At 62.7% G+C, this 18,246-nt stretch carries 18 protein-coding genes, 2 tRNA genes and 1 pseudogene; 8 read left to right on the top strand and 13 right to left on the bottom strand.

Annotated features, from left to right (window positions below):
- Nucleotides 1–23 precede the first annotated feature (23 nt).
- A complete protein-coding gene (ppx, locus tag P3T25_RS15595) occupies nt 24–1,649 on the top strand; it encodes an exopolyphosphatase (protein WP_154565259.1) in 1,626 nt (541 codons plus the stop codon).
- Nucleotides 1,650–1,764: 115 nt separating this feature from the next.
- Here the strand turns inward: ppx and P3T25_RS15590 are convergent, their stop codons facing one another.
- The 4 genes from P3T25_RS15590 to P3T25_RS15575 all read right to left on the bottom strand — a co-directional run bounded on the left by P3T25_RS15590 (nt 1,765) and on the right by P3T25_RS15575 (nt 3,810).
- On the bottom strand, nt 1,765–2,577 hold the full coding sequence (locus P3T25_RS15590) for a GNAT family N-acetyltransferase (protein WP_154565258.1): 813 nt from the start codon (nt 2,575–2,577) through the stop codon (nt 1,765–1,767).
- A 237-nt stretch (nt 2,578–2,814) separates the two neighbouring features.
- Nucleotides 2,815–3,273: a phosphohistidine phosphatase SixA gene (sixA, locus tag P3T25_RS15585; RefSeq protein WP_154565257.1), complete on the bottom strand. Its 459-nt coding sequence runs from the start codon at nt 3,271–3,273 to the stop codon at nt 2,815–2,817.
- A 191-nt stretch (nt 3,274–3,464) separates the two neighbouring features.
- Nucleotides 3,465–3,541: transfer RNA gene (locus P3T25_RS15580), tRNA-Pro, on the bottom strand.
- Between the two features lie 95 nt (nt 3,542–3,636).
- Nucleotides 3,637–3,810: a hypothetical protein gene (locus P3T25_RS15575; protein WP_166618274.1), complete on the bottom strand. Its 174-nt coding sequence runs from the start codon at nt 3,808–3,810 to the stop codon at nt 3,637–3,639.
- 164 nt (nt 3,811–3,974) lie between these two features.
- Between P3T25_RS15575 and P3T25_RS15570 the strand changes: the two genes are divergently transcribed.
- Nucleotides 3,975–4,136 (top strand): hypothetical protein, encoded by a 162-nt coding sequence (locus tag P3T25_RS15570; RefSeq protein ID WP_166618273.1) that lies wholly within the window; start codon nt 3,975–3,977, stop codon nt 4,134–4,136.
- A 165-nt stretch (nt 4,137–4,301) separates the two neighbouring features.
- Here the strand turns inward: P3T25_RS15570 and P3T25_RS15565 are convergent, their stop codons facing one another.
- Both P3T25_RS15565 and P3T25_RS15560 read right to left on the bottom strand, forming a co-directional pair.
- Entirely contained in the window at nt 4,302–5,690 is a 1,389-nt protein-coding gene (locus P3T25_RS15565; protein WP_429358347.1) for an MATE family efflux transporter, read from the bottom strand.
- Nucleotides 5,687–5,995, bottom strand: coding sequence for a DUF2288 domain-containing protein (locus P3T25_RS15560; RefSeq protein ID WP_429358346.1), 309 nt, complete (start codon nt 5,993–5,995; stop codon nt 5,687–5,689). The genes P3T25_RS15565 and P3T25_RS15560 overlap by 4 nt, the downstream gene beginning before the upstream one ends.
- 111 nt (nt 5,996–6,106) lie before the next feature.
- On the opposite strand from P3T25_RS15560, the pseudogene P3T25_RS15555 reads away from it, so the two are divergent.
- Nucleotides 6,107–6,834: pseudogene (locus P3T25_RS15555) on the top strand (pentapeptide repeat-containing protein).
- Between the two features lie 753 nt (nt 6,835–7,587).
- On the opposite strand, the gene P3T25_RS15550 reads toward P3T25_RS15555, so the two are convergent.
- From P3T25_RS15550 to P3T25_RS15540, 3 genes are all read right to left on the bottom strand, one after another.
- Complete coding sequence (locus P3T25_RS15550) at nt 7,588–7,914, bottom strand: hypothetical protein (RefSeq protein ID WP_429358345.1); 327 nt, start codon at nt 7,912–7,914, stop codon at nt 7,588–7,590.
- A 127-nt stretch (nt 7,915–8,041) separates the two neighbouring features.
- Nucleotides 8,042–8,770, bottom strand: a complete 729-nt coding sequence (locus P3T25_RS15545; RefSeq protein WP_154566350.1) for a peptidoglycan DD-metalloendopeptidase family protein — start codon at nt 8,768–8,770, stop codon at nt 8,042–8,044.
- A gap of 183 nt (nt 8,771–8,953) precedes the next feature.
- On the bottom strand, nt 8,954–9,862 hold the full coding sequence (locus tag P3T25_RS15540; RefSeq protein ID WP_154566351.1) for an aldose epimerase: 909 nt from the start codon (nt 9,860–9,862) through the stop codon (nt 8,954–8,956).
- A 630-nt stretch (nt 9,863–10,492) separates the two neighbouring features.
- Between P3T25_RS15540 and P3T25_RS15535 the strand changes: the two genes are divergently transcribed.
- Both P3T25_RS15535 and P3T25_RS15530 read left to right on the top strand, forming a co-directional pair.
- The gene (locus P3T25_RS15535) at nt 10,493–11,320 is read left to right on the top strand and encodes an undecaprenyl-diphosphate phosphatase (RefSeq protein ID WP_429358344.1); all 828 of its coding nucleotides are present in this window, start codon (nt 10,493–10,495) and stop codon (nt 11,318–11,320) included.
- Between the two features lie 312 nt (nt 11,321–11,632).
- Nucleotides 11,633–11,706, top strand: a tRNA-Arg gene (locus P3T25_RS15530).
- Nucleotides 11,707–11,764: 58 nt separating this feature from the next.
- On the opposite strand, the gene P3T25_RS15525 is transcribed toward P3T25_RS15530, so the two are convergent.
- Both P3T25_RS15525 and P3T25_RS15520 read right to left on the bottom strand, forming a co-directional pair.
- Complete coding sequence (locus P3T25_RS15525; RefSeq protein ID WP_154566352.1) at nt 11,765–12,148, bottom strand: DUF427 domain-containing protein; 384 nt, start codon at nt 12,146–12,148, stop codon at nt 11,765–11,767.
- Between the two features lie 244 nt (nt 12,149–12,392).
- Complete coding sequence (locus P3T25_RS15520; RefSeq protein ID WP_266239348.1) at nt 12,393–13,973, bottom strand: acid phosphatase; 1,581 nt, start codon at nt 13,971–13,973, stop codon at nt 12,393–12,395.
- A 215-nt stretch (nt 13,974–14,188) separates the two neighbouring features.
- Here P3T25_RS15520 and P3T25_RS15515 point away from each other — a divergent pair, with 215 nt between their 5' ends.
- The gene (locus tag P3T25_RS15515) at nt 14,189–15,655 is read left to right on the top strand and encodes a cytochrome-c peroxidase (RefSeq protein WP_429358343.1); all 1,467 of its coding nucleotides are present in this window, start codon (nt 14,189–14,191) and stop codon (nt 15,653–15,655) included.
- Nucleotides 15,656–15,711: 56 nt separating this feature from the next.
- On the opposite strand, the gene P3T25_RS15510 is transcribed toward P3T25_RS15515, so the two are convergent.
- Complete coding sequence (locus P3T25_RS15510; protein WP_154566355.1) at nt 15,712–15,951, bottom strand: hypothetical protein; 240 nt, start codon at nt 15,949–15,951, stop codon at nt 15,712–15,714.
- Nucleotides 15,952–16,233: 282 nt separating this feature from the next.
- On the opposite strand from P3T25_RS15510, the gene P3T25_RS15505 reads away from it, so the two are divergent.
- Together P3T25_RS15505 and P3T25_RS15500 are read left to right on the top strand one after the other, a co-directional pair.
- Complete coding sequence (locus P3T25_RS15505; RefSeq protein ID WP_154566356.1) at nt 16,234–16,623, top strand: RT0821/Lpp0805 family surface protein; 390 nt, start codon at nt 16,234–16,236, stop codon at nt 16,621–16,623.
- A gap of 82 nt (nt 16,624–16,705) precedes the next feature.
- The gene (locus P3T25_RS15500; RefSeq protein ID WP_429358342.1) at nt 16,706–17,155 is read left to right on the top strand and encodes an NUDIX hydrolase; all 450 of its coding nucleotides are present in this window, start codon (nt 16,706–16,708) and stop codon (nt 17,153–17,155) included.
- A 76-nt stretch (nt 17,156–17,231) separates the two neighbouring features.
- Here P3T25_RS15500 and P3T25_RS15495 read toward each other — a convergent pair whose 3' ends face one another.
- A complete protein-coding gene (locus P3T25_RS15495) occupies nt 17,232–18,239 on the bottom strand; it encodes a transporter substrate-binding domain-containing protein (protein WP_408383126.1) in 1,008 nt (335 codons plus the stop codon).
- Nucleotides 18,240–18,246 lie beyond the last annotated feature (7 nt).

Here is an 18,246-nt window from a genome sequence, read left to right as displayed (position 1 = left end):
TCGTGAGGTCCGGTACGCTTAGAATGGCGTCTTTGAACAGCGCGGCCGGCCACAAGGCGCCCAAGGCATCCGGTGGGCATCCGGCACCTTTCGCATCTACCGCCGCCGCGCTCGCGCGCATGGAGTCCGCTTACTCGATGGTCACTACTCCACAACTCCTCGCTGCCGTCGACCTCGGCTCGAACAGCTTCCGGCTGATCGTAGGCCGGGTCGAGGAAACCGATGCGGGCAGCCAGATCTATCAGGTCGATGCGTTGCGCGAACCGGTGCGTCTTGCCGCCGGTCTGTCGCGCGACAAGATGCTCGACCGCGCCTCGCAAGTGCGCGGCTGGGACGCGCTTAAGCGCTTCGGCGAGCGGCTGCGCGACTTTCATCCCGATCACGTTCGCGCCGTCGCCACCAATACGTTGCGCATCGCCAAGAACGCGGGCGAGTTTCTCGGCGAGGCGCAAGCCGCGCTCGGTTTTCCGATCGAAGTGATCGCCGGGCGTGAAGAAGCGCGCCTGATTTATGCAGGCGCTGCACACTCTGTGCCCGCAAGCGCGGGCAAGCGTCTCGTGGTGGATATCGGAGGCGGCTCGACGGAATTCATCATCGGCTCGCACTACACGCCGATCAAGATGGAGAGCCTGTATATCGGCTGCGTGAGTCATAGCCGCGCATTCTTCCCGGCGGGCAATGTCGACGAATACACGATGCGCCAGGCCGAACTTGCCGCGAGCCGTGAAATTCAGATCATTTCTGCCGAATACAAGAAAACCGGCTGGGAACAGGCGATCGGCTCGTCCGGCACCGCGCGGGCGCTCGCCGAACTGGTCGAGGCCAATGGCTTCAACGATCCGGGCGTCACGCACGGCATCTCGCGCGGTGGGCTGGAGCGCCTCAAGCGCGCGCTGATCAAGGCGGAAAACGTCAATCGTCTGAAGCTGGTCGCGTTGAAGGGCGATCGCATTCCGGTGCTGGCCGGCGGCCTGTCGATCATGATCGCGGTGTTCGACGAACTCGGCGTCGATTACGTCGATACGACAGACGGCGCGCTGCGCCTCGGTGTGCTGTACGACCTGCTGGGCCGTTCGCAGCACGAGGACATGCGCACGGTGACGGTGGAAGGCTTCATGCGCCGTTACGGTGTGGACCGCGCGCAGGCCGGGCGTATCGGTGAACTCGCGGTGCGCTTTTACGAGCAGTTTGCCGAACCGGACGAAGAGCGCCGCGCCGAGAATCGCATGTTCCTCGGCTGGGCTGCGGCCTTGCACGAAATCGGGCTGTCGATTTCGCACAGCGCCTATCACAAGCATTCCGCCTATATCGCCAGCAACGCCGACATGCCGGGTTTTTCGCGCACCGATCAGGCGCGGCTCGCCGCGCTGGTGCTCGGCCACGCGGGGAAACTCGGCAAGCTGTCGCAAACGCGCGAAGTGGAATGGCCGCTGCTGTTCTGTCTGCGGCTCGCGGCGCTGCTGTGCCGCCGGCGTGCGGATGTCGGCTTGCCGGGGATCGCGGTTGCGCAGGTCAATGGCGGTTACGAAGTGCGTTTGCCGAATGAGTGGGTGGCTAACAATCCGCTGACGGATTACAGTCTGATCCAGGAAGCCGCAGAGTGGGAGAAGGTTGGCATTCCCTATCGCGTGGTTTACACGGACGATTGAGAATCATGCGCGGTAAATGAAAAAGCCCGGCGGATTAGCTGGGCTTTTTTTATGCGCTTCAGTTTTCAGTCGCTCAGCCGCCGGCTGAATATGCCGGGCGGTTCGCGTGTGCCGCTCAGCGTGGCGATGCGTCGCCGAGGAAGTGCCGCGCGTAACGCGCGTTGATATCCGTCAGGCGCAACAGCGTCAGAAAGTCGGCGGTGTTGAAGTCGGGATCCCAGGCCGGTGCGCCGCAAATCTTCGCACCGAGGCGCAGATAGCCCTTCACCAGCGGCGGCGGTGCGACGTCGGCGCCGGTTTGCAATTCTTCCACCGGCAGCGGCGTGTGCGGGAACGCGCGATATTCCGGCGCCGTCATCGCGTTGTCGCGCAGCGAGCAGTAAAGATTCGCTGCGTAGTGGCCACCGTCGACCATCGCGACGCTCGCGCAACCGAGCATCGTCTCGTAGCCGTTGTGCTTCATGTACGCGGCGAGCCCTGCCCACAACGACATGATCACCGAGCCGCTGCGATAGTCGGGGTGCACGCATGAGCGGCCCACTTCGACCATCTTCGCGCGCAGGTGCGTGAGACGTGACACGTCGAATTCGCTTTCGGCATACAGGCGTCCGATACGGGCGGCCTGATGCGGCGGCAGCGCGCGATAGGTGCCCACCACCTTCAGCGTGTCGAGATCGCGCACCAGCAGGTGATCGCAGTATGAATCGAACGCATCGACGTCGAGGCCGGCCGGACCCGTCAGACGGGCGCCCATTTCATCGGCGAATACACGGTAGCGCAGACGCTGGGCCTCGCGCAGTTGCTCGTCGGTGCGTGCCCACGTCACTTGCAGGCGATGCTGGGCGGTGACTGTCTCTTCGGCGCGCGGCAGGCGGCGCGTTTCGAAGATCGAAGCCAGGGGCAGGGTGGGCGTCGGCAGTTCTCGCATGTGGCGTCCTGGTCGAAAAAAGGGAGATTTCTTTTTTCGCCAATGTAGTAACGCCTGGTGACGCTCGCATGGCAAAGCTGTGACGATTGGATGACTGCCCGTAAGCTGCGTGCGCACGGCTTGTAATGTCGTGGGTAGGGCAGGTCATGTGTTGTTTCTGCGCGACCGGTGGGAGTGGCGCGTGCAGTCGGGCCTCTTTGAGTACCAGGTTGCGGGACCTGAGCAGTTCAGTTCAGCTCAGATCAGATCGGGGCTCATCGCCGCGCGCAGCACGGCCTGGTCGTCGCCGTCGCGCTCACGGCTCTCAATCCACCACAAGCCGGCTTTCTTCAGCGGCCAACTCGCTCCGCTGTTGCCGAGCAAACGCGCCGCAACGTGGCCGAGGGTTGGTTGATGGCCGACGATCACGACAGTGGGTGCGATCCCTTTTGGCCAGCCTGCGGCCTCGAGCACATCGTCTGCACTGGCGTTAGGCGCGAGTTCGCGCACCACGCGATACTGGTCGCTCAAGGCTTCCGCGGTCTGGATGGTGCGCACCGCAGGACTCGCGAGGACCACTGCGTCCTCGGGCAGACGAGTGCGCAGCCACTTGGCGACGTTTTGCGCCTGTTTGCGGCCCCGCGTGGTGAGCGCGCGGGCGAGATCGCTCGCGGCGAAATCTTCGGCTTCGGCGTGACGCCAGAGGATCAGATTCATGCGTGTCTCCTTGACTCTGGTTGCGGCGTAGATAACAGCGCCGGGTTTTCAATCACTGTCGCATGCGAGCTTGTGAGGGCGCAAGGCGGTGGCGCGTTCCGAATGTTCCCATCAGTTCGCATCAGCCCCTGGCGCCCAAAAAGCAAAAACCCGCGAAGCCGAAGGCTACGCGGGTTTCGTATTGCTTTTCGTGGTCGGAGCGAAAGGATTCGAACCTTCGACCCTCTGATCCCAAATCAGATGCGCTACCAGGCTGCGCTACGCTCCGACGAATCCGAGATTCTACGTGGCATTGGGTGCCAGAGTCAATCACGAATTGCGTCGGGATGAAAAAAGGTGCAGTGCGCCGCGCCGTTTGTCCGCTCAATGCCGGCGACGCATCCAGTGCGGCATGTGCTGGTGCGTGATCCAGTGATGCAGCATGCCTTCGCCGTCGTGTTCGCGCCGGTAGGTTCTCGATTCGAAAATCGACAGGGCGAGCAGCACGAGCAGGCCTATTGCAAGTCCGATCAGACCTGCGATCGATTCAGCGTCCATGGCAGTCTCCTATGACACGCAGCCGTGCCTCTATAGTAGGACACGCGTAACAAAATGGCAGGGGGTGGCATGGGGACGCGGCCTGCCGCGACATCGTCGAATGCGAATTGCAGGTAGACTCTCGGCGCTTCGTTGCCGTTATTGTCATTCTGTTTCGAGAGTCTATGAACCGCGTTTTGTTGATTGTCTTGATGCTGGCTGCCGGGCTCGCCGGCTGTGCCAACGATCCTTCCGGCCACCATGGCGGCCCGCCGCCGAAAGATCCCGTCGACTACCACGGCGTGCCTACCGACGACCGTCCGCCCGTCATGGCGCCCGCGCCCTGAGCGTTTGCCGGGAACGAAAGCGAAGCACCGGCGCGGGCACGCCGGCGCTTCTGACCCGCGCAGACTATTCGCGCGGACAGCGCGGGCTGCAGTTATTCTAGGGCGAGGTGCACGCGTGATATGTGTGCGCTTGTTTCAAGCCGTAACCGTGTGCGGCGTTGTCGTTCAGACCGCTGCCACCGCCATGCCTCGCACGACACCTGGCAAAAAGCGCGCGAGCGTGACGCCGCGCGCGGCCATGAAGATCAGCATCGCGGCCCACAAACCGTGATTGCCATACAGCGCCAGCAAGGCCCACGAGGCCGCCACGAACACCGCGAACGAGACCACCATCGACGTCATCAGCTCATGCGTGCGAGTGGCGCCGATAAACACGCCGTCGAGCAGAAAGCCCCACACTGAGATCACCGGTAAGAGCGCGGCCCATGGCAGATAAGTCTCGGCCGTGGCGCGCACGACGGCCTGATTGGTCAGACCTTCGATGATCCATGAGCCCGCGCCCCAGTACACCAGCGAGAAGCCCAGCGCACCGAGCGCGGACCATAGCGCGGTCACCTTGATGGCCTGCGCGAAAGCGTGCCGGTCGCGCGCGCCGATCGCAGCGCCGACCAGCGCTTCGGCCGCGTGAGCGAAGCCGTCGAGTCCATAAGCCATGAAGGTCTGAAAATTGAGCAGCAGCGCGTTGGCGGCAAGCGTGGCGTCACCTTGCTTCGCGCCGAGATGCGCGAACCAGCCGAACGACGACAGCAGACAGAGCGTGCGTACGAAGATATCGCGATTCAGTACCACCAGGCGCTTGAGGGCTGGAGCGTCGAAGAGGGAGGCGCGGTTTAGCGCAGGCAAACCGCGCGGCCGGCCGTGCCACAACAACGCGGCGCCGAGCACGAAGCCGAGCGCGTCGGCGGTGGCCGTGGCCGCGCCGATGCCGGCCACGCCCCAATCGAATACGTACACGTACAACAGCACCGCCGCGATGTTCACACTGTTGATGAACACTTGCGACAGCAGTGCAAGCCGCACCTGCTGCGTACCGAGCAGCCAGCCGAGCACCACGTAGTTGCCGAGCGCGAGCGGCGCGGCCCAGATACGCGAGTGGCAGTAGATCTGCGCGTGGCGCTGCACCGCATCGCTGCCGCCGATCACGCGCAATGCGTAATCGATTAGCGGCACTTGCAACAGAAGCACCGCGGCGCCGATCGCCGCCGCCAGCAACAACGCGCGTACGACGTTGTTGCGCAACTCGGCGTGATCCCCCGCGCCGTGCGCTTGCGCGACGAGGCCCGTGGTGCCCATGCGCAGGAAGCCGAAGCCCCAGAACACGAAGTTGAAGAACAGGCCGCCGAGCGCGACGCCGCCGAGATAGGACGCGCCGTCCAGATGGCCGGCGACGGCAGTGTCGACTGCGCCGAGAATCGGCTGTGTGAGATTGGCGAGGACGATTGGAAACGCCAGCGTCAGCACCCGGCGATGCCAGCGCACCGGGACGGCGGGGGCCGTCGCGCTCGCGCCGTTCCCCAGGGGGACTTCCTTCGGGACGTGCGCGGGGTCGCTCAATTACGTTCCTGCACGCACACCCATGGCGAGACGACCACCGCCCACAGATCGGGATTGCGCGCGGCGAAATCGGCGGCGGTTTCCGCCTGCACGCGTTCGACGAGGCCGGAAGACAGCCATTGCGTGACCTGCGTGGTGTCGTCGCTGGCGATGGCTTCGGCGACGCTTACCAGATCGATGTCGCGTGCGACGCGCAGCAGCATGCCGCGCGCGAAAAAGCGTTCGAGTTCGATCCAGCCGATTTTGGCGGTTTCGGCGAGCAGTTTGGCGTACAGCGGGCTATGAGTGGCGTCGTTGGAAGTCATCGTAAGCGGGTTCTGACGGGGCCGTTACTATAAACCATCGGCGCGGATCGCCAGGGCGGCGCGCGTTCCGGTACGCTTAGGGTCTTTCGGCAAAATTCATTCTGAACCTTCATGTCACTGGATTCAACGGCGCGCGCTGCGGGCGCGCAAGCTCATGTGGTGGCCGACGCCACACTCACGCGCACCGATGTGGAGCGCCTCATTGGCACGAGCATGGCGGGCAATAGAGAGCCGCTCCATTTCACCGATTGCGATTTCGAAGGCGCCGATCTGTCGCGACTCGACTTGCGCGGCGCTGAGTTTCATCGCTGCACGATCTCGAGACGTCATTTTTTGGCGCGGCGCTGTCGCACACGCGCTGGGTTCGTTGCCGCGGCCGCCAGGCGGATTTCGCGTCGGCCGATCTGGTCGATGCGGCGTTCCAATCGAGCGATCTGAACAACACGAGCTGGCGGCGCGCCAAGCTTGCCTCGGCGTCGTTTCATAGCTGCAAGCTGACGGGCGCCAATTTCGAAGCCTGTACGGCACTTGGGTTGAGCTTCGTCGAGACCTTGCTGGTGGGCGCGCATTTGCGCGGCCTGTCGTTTCGCAAAGCCACCCTCCAGCAACTCGATTTCTCCGACGCCGATCTGGCCGGCGTCGATTTCCGCGAGGCGATCTTCGACGGCGGCAGTCTGAAGGATGCCCATCTGAAAGGCGCGCGCTTTGATGGCGCGGACCTGCGCGAGGCGGATCTGAGCGGCGTGCGGCTCGTCGATGCGGCGCTGTTCAAGGGCGCGACGATTTCGCATCAGCAGGCGGCTGTGCTCGTGACTGAACTGGGCCTGCGAGTCATGTGATTGCGCTGCAAGCTGGCCGATTTTAGCCATTCGGCCAGCTTGAACGAATCAAGGCCTGTGCTTATCATCTAATCTATTGATTCATTTACCGCGGTCGATTTTCAATCTCGCAATTTGTCAGCGGATTTGAAGATTTTTAATGTATTCGCTATTCGCGAATTTGTTGTGAAGAAATGCGATTACTTATTCGCGTCGCTCAATAATCGCTAATACCTCGGTATGGTGCGTTGGCGCACTAAAGGTTCGCAATACATAAAGCGTCCGGATCATGCTGGGCAGGGCTGGCGGGAATCGGTCAAAGGGCTTTCGTCAGGCTTTTCGGGTGACGCGTGGGTAGGTGCTTGATTTATAAGGCCCGGCGAACCACGCGCGCGATTTTGACTTGTTGATTTTATGACGTTTCATGCGAGGCAGATAAGGGCGTTTACCCAGCTTATTTCCGACATTTTCTCTTCACGTAATGCGGACTCCGTACGCCGCGTCACATTGCCCACGAAATTAATAGATTGCGCTTGTAAAGGCGGGTTGTTAGATTTCCTTCTGGCGCATGGTGAACCGGTCCTTTGCCGATATGCGCCGAACCCCCGTTAGCCCGGCCTCGTGCCGGGCTTTTTTTTCTGGCCGATCGCGCTCGGCGCGCTGTTCGCGTTTGCCGCACGCATTCGCCGAACGCGTCGATCCGCGCTCTGGCCGCTGGCGCCGCCGCCAGCTCGAGCGGCCCTGCGCCTGCGTTATTGCGTTGCCACGTTGCCTCTACTGCTTGCAGCGAACCACCATCGACCGGTTTTTGACGTTCGCACCGAAAACTCCGCCGATCGAGCCACCCGAGGTCGCGCCGTTGTCGACGTCCTTCGAAACGACGTCGTAGCCGTAGTTGCCGCAGACCTCGCCCGCGCGTTTGTAGCACTCGGCCCAACTGGAACTCGCGTCACTGCCGCTGCAGTTGATCGCAAAGCCCGTATCGCCGCTTGGCAGGTAGGTCATGGTGGTGGTGCTGGAACAGCCGCCGAGGTTGCCGAGCGTCAGCAGGCCGAGGCCGATCGCCGCGGCCGTTGTTAAGGACGCCAGTGCGCTCTTCATTGCAGATTCCTTACAGATAACAGGGGAAGACGCAGCGCGAAGCCGCGTCGTGCATAGGATTGGGCGTTTTATAGCACGCGCGGTTCCCTCGACTGCTGTTGCAGGGCGCGTGCCTGAAGCCGGGCGGCTAGCGCGCCGGCAGTGCCCGCGACGGGTCGATCGAGCGGCCCTGATAGCGCAGTTCGAAGTGCAGCATGACACGGTCGGTGTCGGTGTCGCCCATTTCGGCGATCTTGTCGCCGCGGGCGACCGACTGGCCTTCCTTCACCAGCAGCACGCGGTTGTGCGCGTAGGCAGTCAGATAGTCGGCGTTGTGTTTGAGGATCAGCAGGTTGCCGTAACCGCGCAAGCCGTTACCCGCATAAACCACCGTGCCGGGCGCCGCGGCAACCACCGGGGTGCCCGCCGCCGCCGAAATATCGATGCCCTTCGAATTGGCGCCGTCGAAGGGCCGGATCACCGTGCCGTCAGCGGGCCATACCAGCGAGATCGCCGAAGCCGGCGCGGACGGCGGCGCGCTATCGGCGGGTGCCGGCCGGGGCGCCGCCGAAGCGCTCGCGCTTCCTGCCCCGCTGCTACGCGCTGCACCACCCGCGGCACCGCCTGTAGACGCCACATTGCCCGGTGGCGCGACCCGCAACACCTGTCCGACCTCGATGCTGTCCGGGTTGGTCAGGTTGTTCCAGCGCACGATGTTTTGCACCGGTTGCCGGTTGCTGCGCGCGATCTTCGACAGGGTATCGCCCCGTTCGACGCGGTAAAAGCCAGGCCCCACCGGAGCGGACCCGCAGGCGGCAAGCACCGCCAGCAACGACGCGCAGGCGAGCCGTTTCATGATTCTTGTTGTGTTGAGCATTGGACATCGCAAAGCGCTGCCACGCGCCGATCCCGATCACGCGGCAGGTAGATGCAAAGCGTCCGATTCTAACGGTTTTGCGCTGCAGCATCCGAAAAACGGATGCAGAGGCGGGCGCGCACGGCGGGAACGCGGCGAAAAGCTACGTAACCCGTCACGTCACGATGAGCGGAAAACCTGCCATCAGCGCAGCTTGCTGACGCTGATACGCAGTGCGGCTGTCTCGGTTTGTCCTGGTTCGAGCCAGCGCAGTCCCAGGCCGTTGTGGATCGCATCCGGCAGACCCAGCCACGGCTCGACGCAATAGAAGTCCGAGTCAGCGGCTTCGGTCCATGTCGTGACCGCATACCAGGGCACTGAGTCCGGCCGTTGCAGATCGATCGTGATGACCCGGTTCAGTCCGGGCGCAACGAGGCGCACCGGTTGGTCCGGCGCACCGACGAGACAATGGAAGCGGTCGAGAATGCGCGCCTCGTCGAGCGTGTAGCGCGCCGCGCCCGGTTCTGCTGCGCTGATCGAGCCGTCGCTCTGCTGGTAGCACCGTTCGGTGGGCGGCAGTTCCAACGAGGTCTCGGCGCGTTGCGTATGCGGCAGCGTGAAATAGAAGTGATGGCCGGCGTAGTAGGGCAGCCGCACGTCGCCGGTATTGGCGGTGCTTAGCGTGACTTCCAGCGTATGCGTATCGACGAGTCGGTACGTCGCTTCGAAACGGAAGCCGAACGGGTAGCCGCCGCGTGTCGCGTCGCTGTCGGCGAGGGTCATGCGCAAACCGGCGCCGTGTACGTCAGCGTGGGCTTCGAAGGGCAGGTCGCGTGCGAAACCATGCATCGGCAATTCGCGCACCGTGCCTTGTGCGTCACGCCAGAAGCCGATCTTGCCGTCGACGCGATGCCGGCCCAGAAACGGAAACAGCAGCGGGTTGCCGCCGCGAATCCTGGCCGGCTGGCTCCAGTCGGCGTTCTCGGGCCAATGAATGACCTCTTCGCCGTTGATGATCCACGACAAAAGACGGCCGCCGGCTTGCGGCGAGAAACGGAGCACGGAGGCGTCCTGGGCGATCTCGAGAATGTCCTGTTGCGGGGAGAGGGGCATGGTCGATGGGCTGGTTGAGAAAAGGTTGGGTGCGGTTCAAGTGAGTTGAGCGCGGCTCGAACGCGGGTTGTGAACGTTCGAACGACGCCGCGTAACGGCTCGCGAAGCAACGATTTTGCGCTGCTTTGCGCTACGGGGAAACCCTTCTCGGGAAATTGCGGGTGTCCGGGAAGCACTATCCTTGTCGATAATCCACTGACTGCCCGGCCACTTCAACGACCGGGCGAGATCGGCTCAGGAGGCTTTATGGATCTCGCAATGGCAATGGGTGTGGCGCTGTTCGGCATGTTCGCGGCAAGCACGGTCTACTTTTTCTACAAGCTCGAGCGCTGATCCAGTCATCTGCTTCGCCTTCCGCCGGGCCGTCAATGCGGGCCTGGCACAAGTTTCGACCATCAGTACATTGAATTTCTCATGATCGCAGGGCGGCCACCGGCGGCGCTCTGTTTCTTTTGCTGCGGCGTAACAACGGTTTCCAGTTGTGACGCGGCGCATCAATATTTCCCCGAATGCGGTTCAAACGCTTGGCGCTGACTTTGCAGCCAGGCATAATCGGTGCGCTCTTGACGCGCCGTCGATCTCCTTGTGCGGCGCGCTGTTCCCCGACATTTTCCTTACAAGGACCGCCGCGTGAACCTGTCGTTTCTGATTTTCCTGAGCGTGCTGCAAGGCGTCACCGAACTGTTCCCGGTCAGCAGCCTTGGCCACACCTTGCTCGTACCCGGCCTGTTCGGCATGCATATCGACAAGCACGCGCCGCAGTTGCTGCCGTTCCTCGTTGCGTTGCACCTCGGTACGGCGTTCGCGCTGCTGTGGTACTTCCGCAAGCGCTGGTGCGCGCTGGTGCGTGGCTTCTTCGCTTCGTTCGGCGGCCGTCGCAACGACGACGCGCACATGATGTGGGCGCTCATCATCGGCACGATTCCGGCGGGCCTCGTCGGGCTGATCCTTGAGAAACGTCTCGAACTGATTTTTCACGATCTGCGCATTGTCGCAGTCGCCCTGATCGTGAACGGCGTGCTGCTGTGGTTCGGCGATCGCCTGCAACGTTCGCGCGCGCACCAGGCGCCGGAGAAGCTGACCTTCCGCCAGGCGTTTTTCGTCGGCCTCGCGCAGATCGGCGCGTTGATTCCGGGCTTCTCGCGCAGCGGTCTGACGATGATCGCCGGGAATGCGGCCGGCCTGACGACCGAGAAGGCCGCCGAGTTCTCGTTCCTGCTCGGCACGCCGATCATCTTCGCGGCCGGCGTGCTCGAATTGCCGAAACTGTTCCATGCGCCGGGCCAGCTCGCCGATGCATTGCTCGGCGGCGTGCTGACCGCAATCGCCGCCTATCTCAGCGTGCGTTTCCTGATGCGTTATTTCGAAGGCCGCGGACGTCTGGCTTCGTTCGGCGTGTACTGCGTGATCGCGGGGATCGTGTTCCTCGGCTGGTTCATGCTGCATCCGCAGGTCTGATTGCGTTCGACACGCCCGCTACAGCCGGCTAGGTGCCGGCGTGCGACTGGCGGGTAAGGAGCGATCGGTTATAATCCGGGCCCGGCTCAACGCGTCGGGCCCGTTTGTTTTGCGATGCGGCGTGGTGACTGCCGATCAGCGTTGCCGTGCGCCGGACCGGATTTCCACAGTCTCGGCCCGGTCAGTTAGAATTTCGGTATCCCATGAACCCTGTGGCAGTCATACAGCACAGGTTCCAATGCCCGTTAAGGGTTCTCATTGCGGGCGATGCAGGTTGTACACGTTTCGTGTGTAGCATCGCCTCACGTCATTACGGCAGTAGCTCAGCTGGATAGAGCATCGGCCTTCTAAGCCGAGGGTGGGGGGTTCGAGTCCCTCCTGCCGTACTTCAAAAGCCTGGCGCCGCGCATCGAAGCCTCACCGCTGCGATGCGCGCATGGCCGTTTACCCCGCCGGCTGCACGTCGATGGAATCGACCCGGTTCGGATAGAACGCCAGATGCTGGGCGATCTCTTTCACGGCCGCGTAGGGCGACTCGTAGGTCCAGACCGCATTCACTGCGCGCTCGCCGCCGATCGGAATGCTGTAGTACGCGCAATCGCCTTTATATGGGCAATAGGTTGCGTGATCGGTACGTTCCAACAGCGTCATCTCGACGTCATTGCGTGGGATGTAATACACCGGCGGATACGACGCCTCGCGCAGCACGAGCGCATTGCGCGTATCCGCGATCACGCGCCCGGCTACCGTCACCACCACGTGGGCTTTGTCCGGCTCGATGGTGATCGGATGATCGGGGCCGGGTACCTTGATGGTTTTTTCAGTCATGCTGTCGAGCTCCTGAATAAGTGGGCAAGCCTGCAACACGTTGCTATGGGTTTCGAGCCGCCATCGGCGGGAATGATTGCGTCCTGCGTCGAAGCATACGCCGCTCGTGCAAACGCGTTGTGTCGCTGTTTGCATCGATAACGAGTCGCGTGCGCCGTGGGATGATCCGCGCGACGAAAACAAAAAAGGGCAGCCGAAGCTGCCCCGTCAAAATCCCACCGTCAGGCGGACTGTTGCTAACGGATTACTGCCTGATGTTCAGCGCTGCCGTCAGATCACCCATCGGCTTGCTGCCGTTGCTGACCAGTGCAGCATCACGCGCGGCGATACCTGGCAGCGTCGGCAGCGCGAAGCGATGCGTGATGAAACGCAGAATCGACGTCGTGTCGTACTGCGTGTGATCGACAAAACCCTTCTTCGCGTACGGCGAAATGATCAGCGCCGGAATCCGCGTGCCCGGACCCCAACGGTCGGCCTTCGGCGGCGCGACGTGGTCCCAGAAGCCGCCGTTTTCGTCGTATGTCACGACCACCAGCATGTTGTTCCACTGCGGGCTTTTCTGCAGATGCGAGATCACGTCGGCGATGTGCTGGTCGCCGGAGGCGACGTCGGTGTAACCCGCGTGCTCGTTCAGGTTGCCCTGCGGCTTGTAGAACGACACTTGCGGCAGCGTGCCGCCGTCGATCGCCTTGATGAACTCGGAACCCGCCAGACCGCCGTCGAGCAAATGCTGCGAACGGTTCGCCGAGCCCGGTGCGAGATCGGCGAAGTAGTTGAACGGCTGGTGATGCGGCTGGAAATTCGGCGCCGTCAGATTCGCGCCGTAGATCACGTTCGACGTGCCGCTTTGCACCGCCGACACCGCCGCACCCCACGCGCCGCCGTACCACGCCCACGACACCTTCGCGTTGTTCAGCAGATCGCCGATGTGCTGTTGCGTTTGCGCCGGCAACGTGGTGGCCGCAGTCGGGTCGGCCAGGTTGGCGTCGCCCCCCGAAGCCGCCTTGTTGCCGCTTGGCTGATACGGCGGCTGCATCGTGTTGATCGCGTAGAAGTCAGGCGTCAGATTGCCCGAGAGCACGTATTTCGGCGGCCCGCTCAGCGCCGAAGCCGGCGAGTTGGTCGCAAGCTTCAGCGTCACGCCGTCGCTCTCGACCGACGAGATCGAGGCGGCTGCCGGGCTCTTGTCCGCATTCGGATAGGTCGGCGTGCACGCGCAAACCAGCCACTGGTGATTCAGGAACGAGCCGCCGAACGCGCCCATGAAGAAGTTGTCGGCCAGCGTGTATTGCTGGGCGATTTTCCACAACGGCAGCTTGTCGGCGTTGAGCGTGTAGTGACCCATGACGAGGCCGCCGGAGTCCGCCCACGCGGCGAATTTGTCGTTCTTGCCGCCATTGATCTGCATCTGGTTTTCATAGAAGCGGTGATACAGATCGCGCGTCGTGGCCGTGATCGGCGTGTTGAAACCATTCGGATCGTCGATGGCGAACGGGCTGTTCGGCAGGTTGGCCGTCATCGCTTGCGTCACGACCGGCGTCACGCCGGTTTGCGTCAGGCCGTTCCACACTTGCGGCAGCGTGGCGAGCACCGTGCCGTCGCGGTCGACCTGTGTGGCGCTCGCCGCCGTCACGTTCTGCAGACCGTTGGCGCCGGGGAAGTTGCCGTACAGATTGTCGAAGCTGCGGTTCTCCGCGTAGATCACCACGACCGTCTTGATCGACGTGATGTCCGGTTGCGCGGTGACATTGTCGCCGCCGCACGCATACAGACTCAACGCTGCCGCGATCGCGATAGGCGCCGCGCAGATCAGTTTTTTGTTCATTTGGTATGTGTTCTCTCTCTCGCGTTGGGGACGGGCCGCGTGCATTGTTTACACGGATGGCCGCGAGCGAAAGTTTGAACAAGGAATTTGACAGAAACATGTAACTAATTACGAATGGCTTGGGTTTCGATATTTTCGTCGGCTGTATGTCATTTAAACGACATGTCGATGAAATACGCTCGCGGACTTCAATATCGCAAACTCACATCATTCATATGCGGCTTGGTCTCGCGGGGATTCGTAAAACGACGGTTCGGCCGCGGGCGCGGCGGCGCGTGAGGCCGGCAGGCATTGGCGCGGTGCTGGCGATGGCGCTCGCAGCCATGACCGTGACCCTGGCCGCGTGCGACGCAGGCTCGCAGACAGCGGGGGGCAAGGCCGACGGGAATGGCAACGCGCAAGTGAGCGCCAGGGCGGATACGAACGCCAATACCAATGCCAACGCGGGTGTCGGGCGCCAGACGAGTGCGTCGGCGGCGTCCACCTCTACAGTGGCCTCTACCGTCAAGGTGACGGCACATGAAGCCGGTCAGACCCGCGCGCAAGTCTACGAATCCGTGCGGCAGATGACGGCCCTCGGCAAGCAACTGTTCTTCGACGCGTCGCTATCCGGCTCGGGCAAGCTGGCCTGCGCGTCGTGCCACAGCCCCGATCACGGCTTTTCGCCGGCGAATTCGCTGTCGGTACAACTGGGCGGCAACGACATGCACCGCACCGGCATGCGCGCCGCGCCGACGCTCAAGTACCTGCAATCGGTGCCGGCGTTCGCCGAGCACTATCACGAGTCGGACGACGAAGGCGATGAGAGCGTGGATGCCGGGCCGACCGGCGGCTTGACGTGGGACGGCAGGGTCGACCGCGGCTCGGATCAGGCGCGTATTCCGCTGCTGTCGTCGTTCGAAATGGGCAGCACGCCTGCGAAGGTCACGGCGGCGGTGAAAGCCGCGCCGTATGCGGAGGCTTTTCGCGCGGCATTTGGCGAGCATATTTTCGATAGCGATGCCGCCACTTTCAACGCCGTGCTGCAAGCGCTGGAAACCTTCGAGCAGGCACCCGAGATTTTCTATCCGTACACCAGCAAGTACGACGCGTATCTGGCGGGCAAAGCGCAACTGACCAAGGCCGAACTACATGGTCTGGAAGTCTTCAACGACGAAAAGAAGGGCAATTGCGCGAGCTGCCACATCAGCCAGCGCACCATGGACGGTGCGCCGCCGCAGTTCAGCGACTTCGGTCTGATTGCGATCGGCGTGCCGCGCAACCGCGCGCTGCCGGTGAATCGCGATCCGCATTTCTACGACCTCGGCGCATGCGGGCCGGAGCGTACCGACCTGAAGGGCCGCGCCGAATTTTGCGGCATCTTCCGCACGCCGACGCTGCGCAACGTCGCGTTGAAGAAGAGTTTCTTCCACAACGGCATCTATCATTCGCTGGATCAGACAGTGCGTTTTTATGCGCAACGCGACACGAACCCGGAAAAGTTTTATCCGGTCGTGAAGGGCAAGGTGCAGAAGTTCGACGATCTGCCGCAGCGTTACTGGGCCAATCTGAACACCGAGCCGCCGTTCGATCGCAAGCCGGGTGACAAGCCGGTGCTCGACGAGGCTGAAATCAAAGATGTGGTGGCGTTTTTGAATACGCTCACCGATGGGTATAAGGCAGGAAATAAGGCGGCGAATTGATCGCCGGGCGATGGACGCGCCGCTAGTCGGGGCGGCACGTGCCGCCGCGGACGAGGTCAGTGGCCCGCGCCGGCAATGATGTAGTAGCAGCCGACCAGCAGAAGCGCGAACGATATGAGGACGCATGCAATGCCGGCGCGTGTCAGCAGATTCGGCCAGCGTGCGCGGGGGAGGCTGTCCATTTGCACGATGCGCCGCGCAAGACCGGGATCGCGGCCGATGGCGAACGGCACCAGCGCGACGCAAAAGAGCGCGAGCGCGACGGTGAAGGTTTCGAGAGCAGACGAGATGTCCATAGGGCGGCGGTGGAAGCTTGATCAGCGCTACAGCGCAACAGACCTATCTTAAGAAGACGCTTCATAAGAAGATATGAGACTCGTCCTAAAAAGTCTGAGCGGTCGTCGCGCCCGTTCGTTCCAGCAAGGCGGGAATCGGATGCTGCAGGCTGCCGTGGGCCGTTGCGATGCCGCATCCGGGCGGCCGCTTCGAGGGCGACATGCTATGCTTTTGGGGTCCAGATCACGAGCCGCCGTGAACGCGCTCGAGACCGCCGAACTACTCTTCGAGGAGAACCCTTCATGTCGATGCGAACCCGTGCCCTGTTTCACCTGACCGTCGGTGGCCTGCTGCTTGGCTGCGCCATCGGCGCGCAAGCGGCGAACCTCGGTTTTCTGAACGACACGCCGATCAGCTACATGAAGCAACGCGACGTCGACTCGATCAAGAGCGCCGTGTTCGCTGCCTTGAACGACAAGCAGGACGGCGAAAGCGTGAACTGGGTTAACGAAGACACCGGCAACAGCGTGAAGATCGACGCGACGATCAGCATCGCCAGCACGGCGAAGGATGGCGAGCGCACTTGCCGCGACGTCGGCGTCGCGCTGAATGCGAAAGGGCAGTCGATGAACCTGCGTCCGCAGTTCTGCAAACAGGGCGGCGGCAACTGGCAATTGCAGAAAAAGCACTGAGCGTGCGGGCCGGTATGATGGCGCGCGCCGGCTTGCCGCCGGCGCAGCCCGAAGTTGTGCGTCCTTGCGGCGCGTTGCGTCGATGAGCGCGCGGGTCGTCTCGTGCGGCGTCGTGCTGCTCGACCCGGACGGCCGGGTGCTGCTCGCGCACGCCACCGAAACGTCTCACTGGGACGTTCCGAAAGGGCATGGCGAAGAGGGCGAGGCGCCACACGTCACGGCGTTGCGCGAGATGGTCGAGGAGACCGGTATCGTGATCGAACCCGGTCGCTTGAAGGATCTCGGATTGTTCGTCTACCGGCGCGACAAGGATCTGCATCTGTTCGCGGCGCGCGCGACGGCCGACGAACTCGATCTGTCTTGTTGCACCTGCACGTCGCTGTTTCCGCGCCGCTCCGACGGCACGCTGATCCCCGAAATGGACGCATATCGCTGGACCGCACCGGACGAAGTCGAGCAGTATGCGAGCCGCAGTCTCACACGGCTCTTTCAAACCACGCTTTCGCTCGCGGAACTGCATCGAACGCTATAGCGGCGGATGGGTTGATTGGGCTGCAGCGCTTGGCAATACCCGCCACCTGCATCCGCCACGCGCGCTGCCGGCGCGCTCAGTCGAGCGCGTGGTCGTTGGGATGCGCGAATAGCGTGCGGTTCTGTTCCGACAACGGAAAATTCAGATTGATGCCGTGCGGCGGAATCGGCTGGGTGAACCACTGGTTGTACAGACGTTCGGCGTCGCCGGCAAGCTGGCCGCGTGCGATTACCCCGTTCACGAGCATGCGCAGCGGCTCGTCGCCCTTGCGGAACATGCAGGCGTAGACCTCATAGCCGAGCGGCGTGCCGGTTACCACGAAGTCTTCGGGGTGCGGGTCGGTCGATTTGAAACCGTACACGATCGGCTCGTCCATCACGAAGGCCACGGCCCGGTCATCCTTGACCGCGCTGAATGCTTCCGCATGATCGCGCGCACTCGTGATGCGCATGTTCAGATGCTTCTCGGTGTTCAGGCGGCGCAGCAGGCGCTCGTCGGAGGTGCCGGCGGTCGTCACGACCGTCTTGCTGGCCAGGTCGGGAAAATCCGTAATGCCGCTGCTCTTGCGCGCGATCATGCGCACCGCGTACTGGAAGAAGCTGTTCGAGAACGCGGCCACGTTTTCGCGTTCCACCGTGTGCGTGGTTGAGCCGCATTCCAGATCGATCTGGTTGTTCAGCAACATCGGCGTGCGGTTCGACGAGGTCACGGTGATTTCGTGCACCTTCAGTTGCGGCAGGCCGAGCGTTTTCTTGATTTCGTCGACGATCTGCAGCGCGATGGTCTGCGAGTAGCCGACCGTGCGCGTGCCGTCGAAGTATGAGAAGGGAATCGACGCTTCTCGCACGCCGAGTACGACCACGCCATCGTCGTGGATTTTCTTCAGCGTGCCGGTGAGTTCGTCCGCGTGAGCGGGGCAGGCGAGCGACGCCGCGCCAAACGCACTCAGCGCCACGAGTGCGCAGCGCATGCTATGCGCGACGCGTGCGGCGCGGGTTATGCGCGTAACAGCAACGGCACGCGTATGACCCGCACCTGATGCTGTGTCCCATGCGCTTACCCCGCGACGGGCTGCAACTTTCATCGGGCCT

It is taken from the genome of Paraburkholderia sp. GAS32 (assembly GCF_050434225.1).
Taxonomy (GTDB): domain Bacteria; phylum Pseudomonadota; class Gammaproteobacteria; order Burkholderiales; family Burkholderiaceae; genus Paraburkholderia; species Paraburkholderia madseniana.
This window is presented reverse-complemented; position numbering and strand designations above follow the sequence as displayed.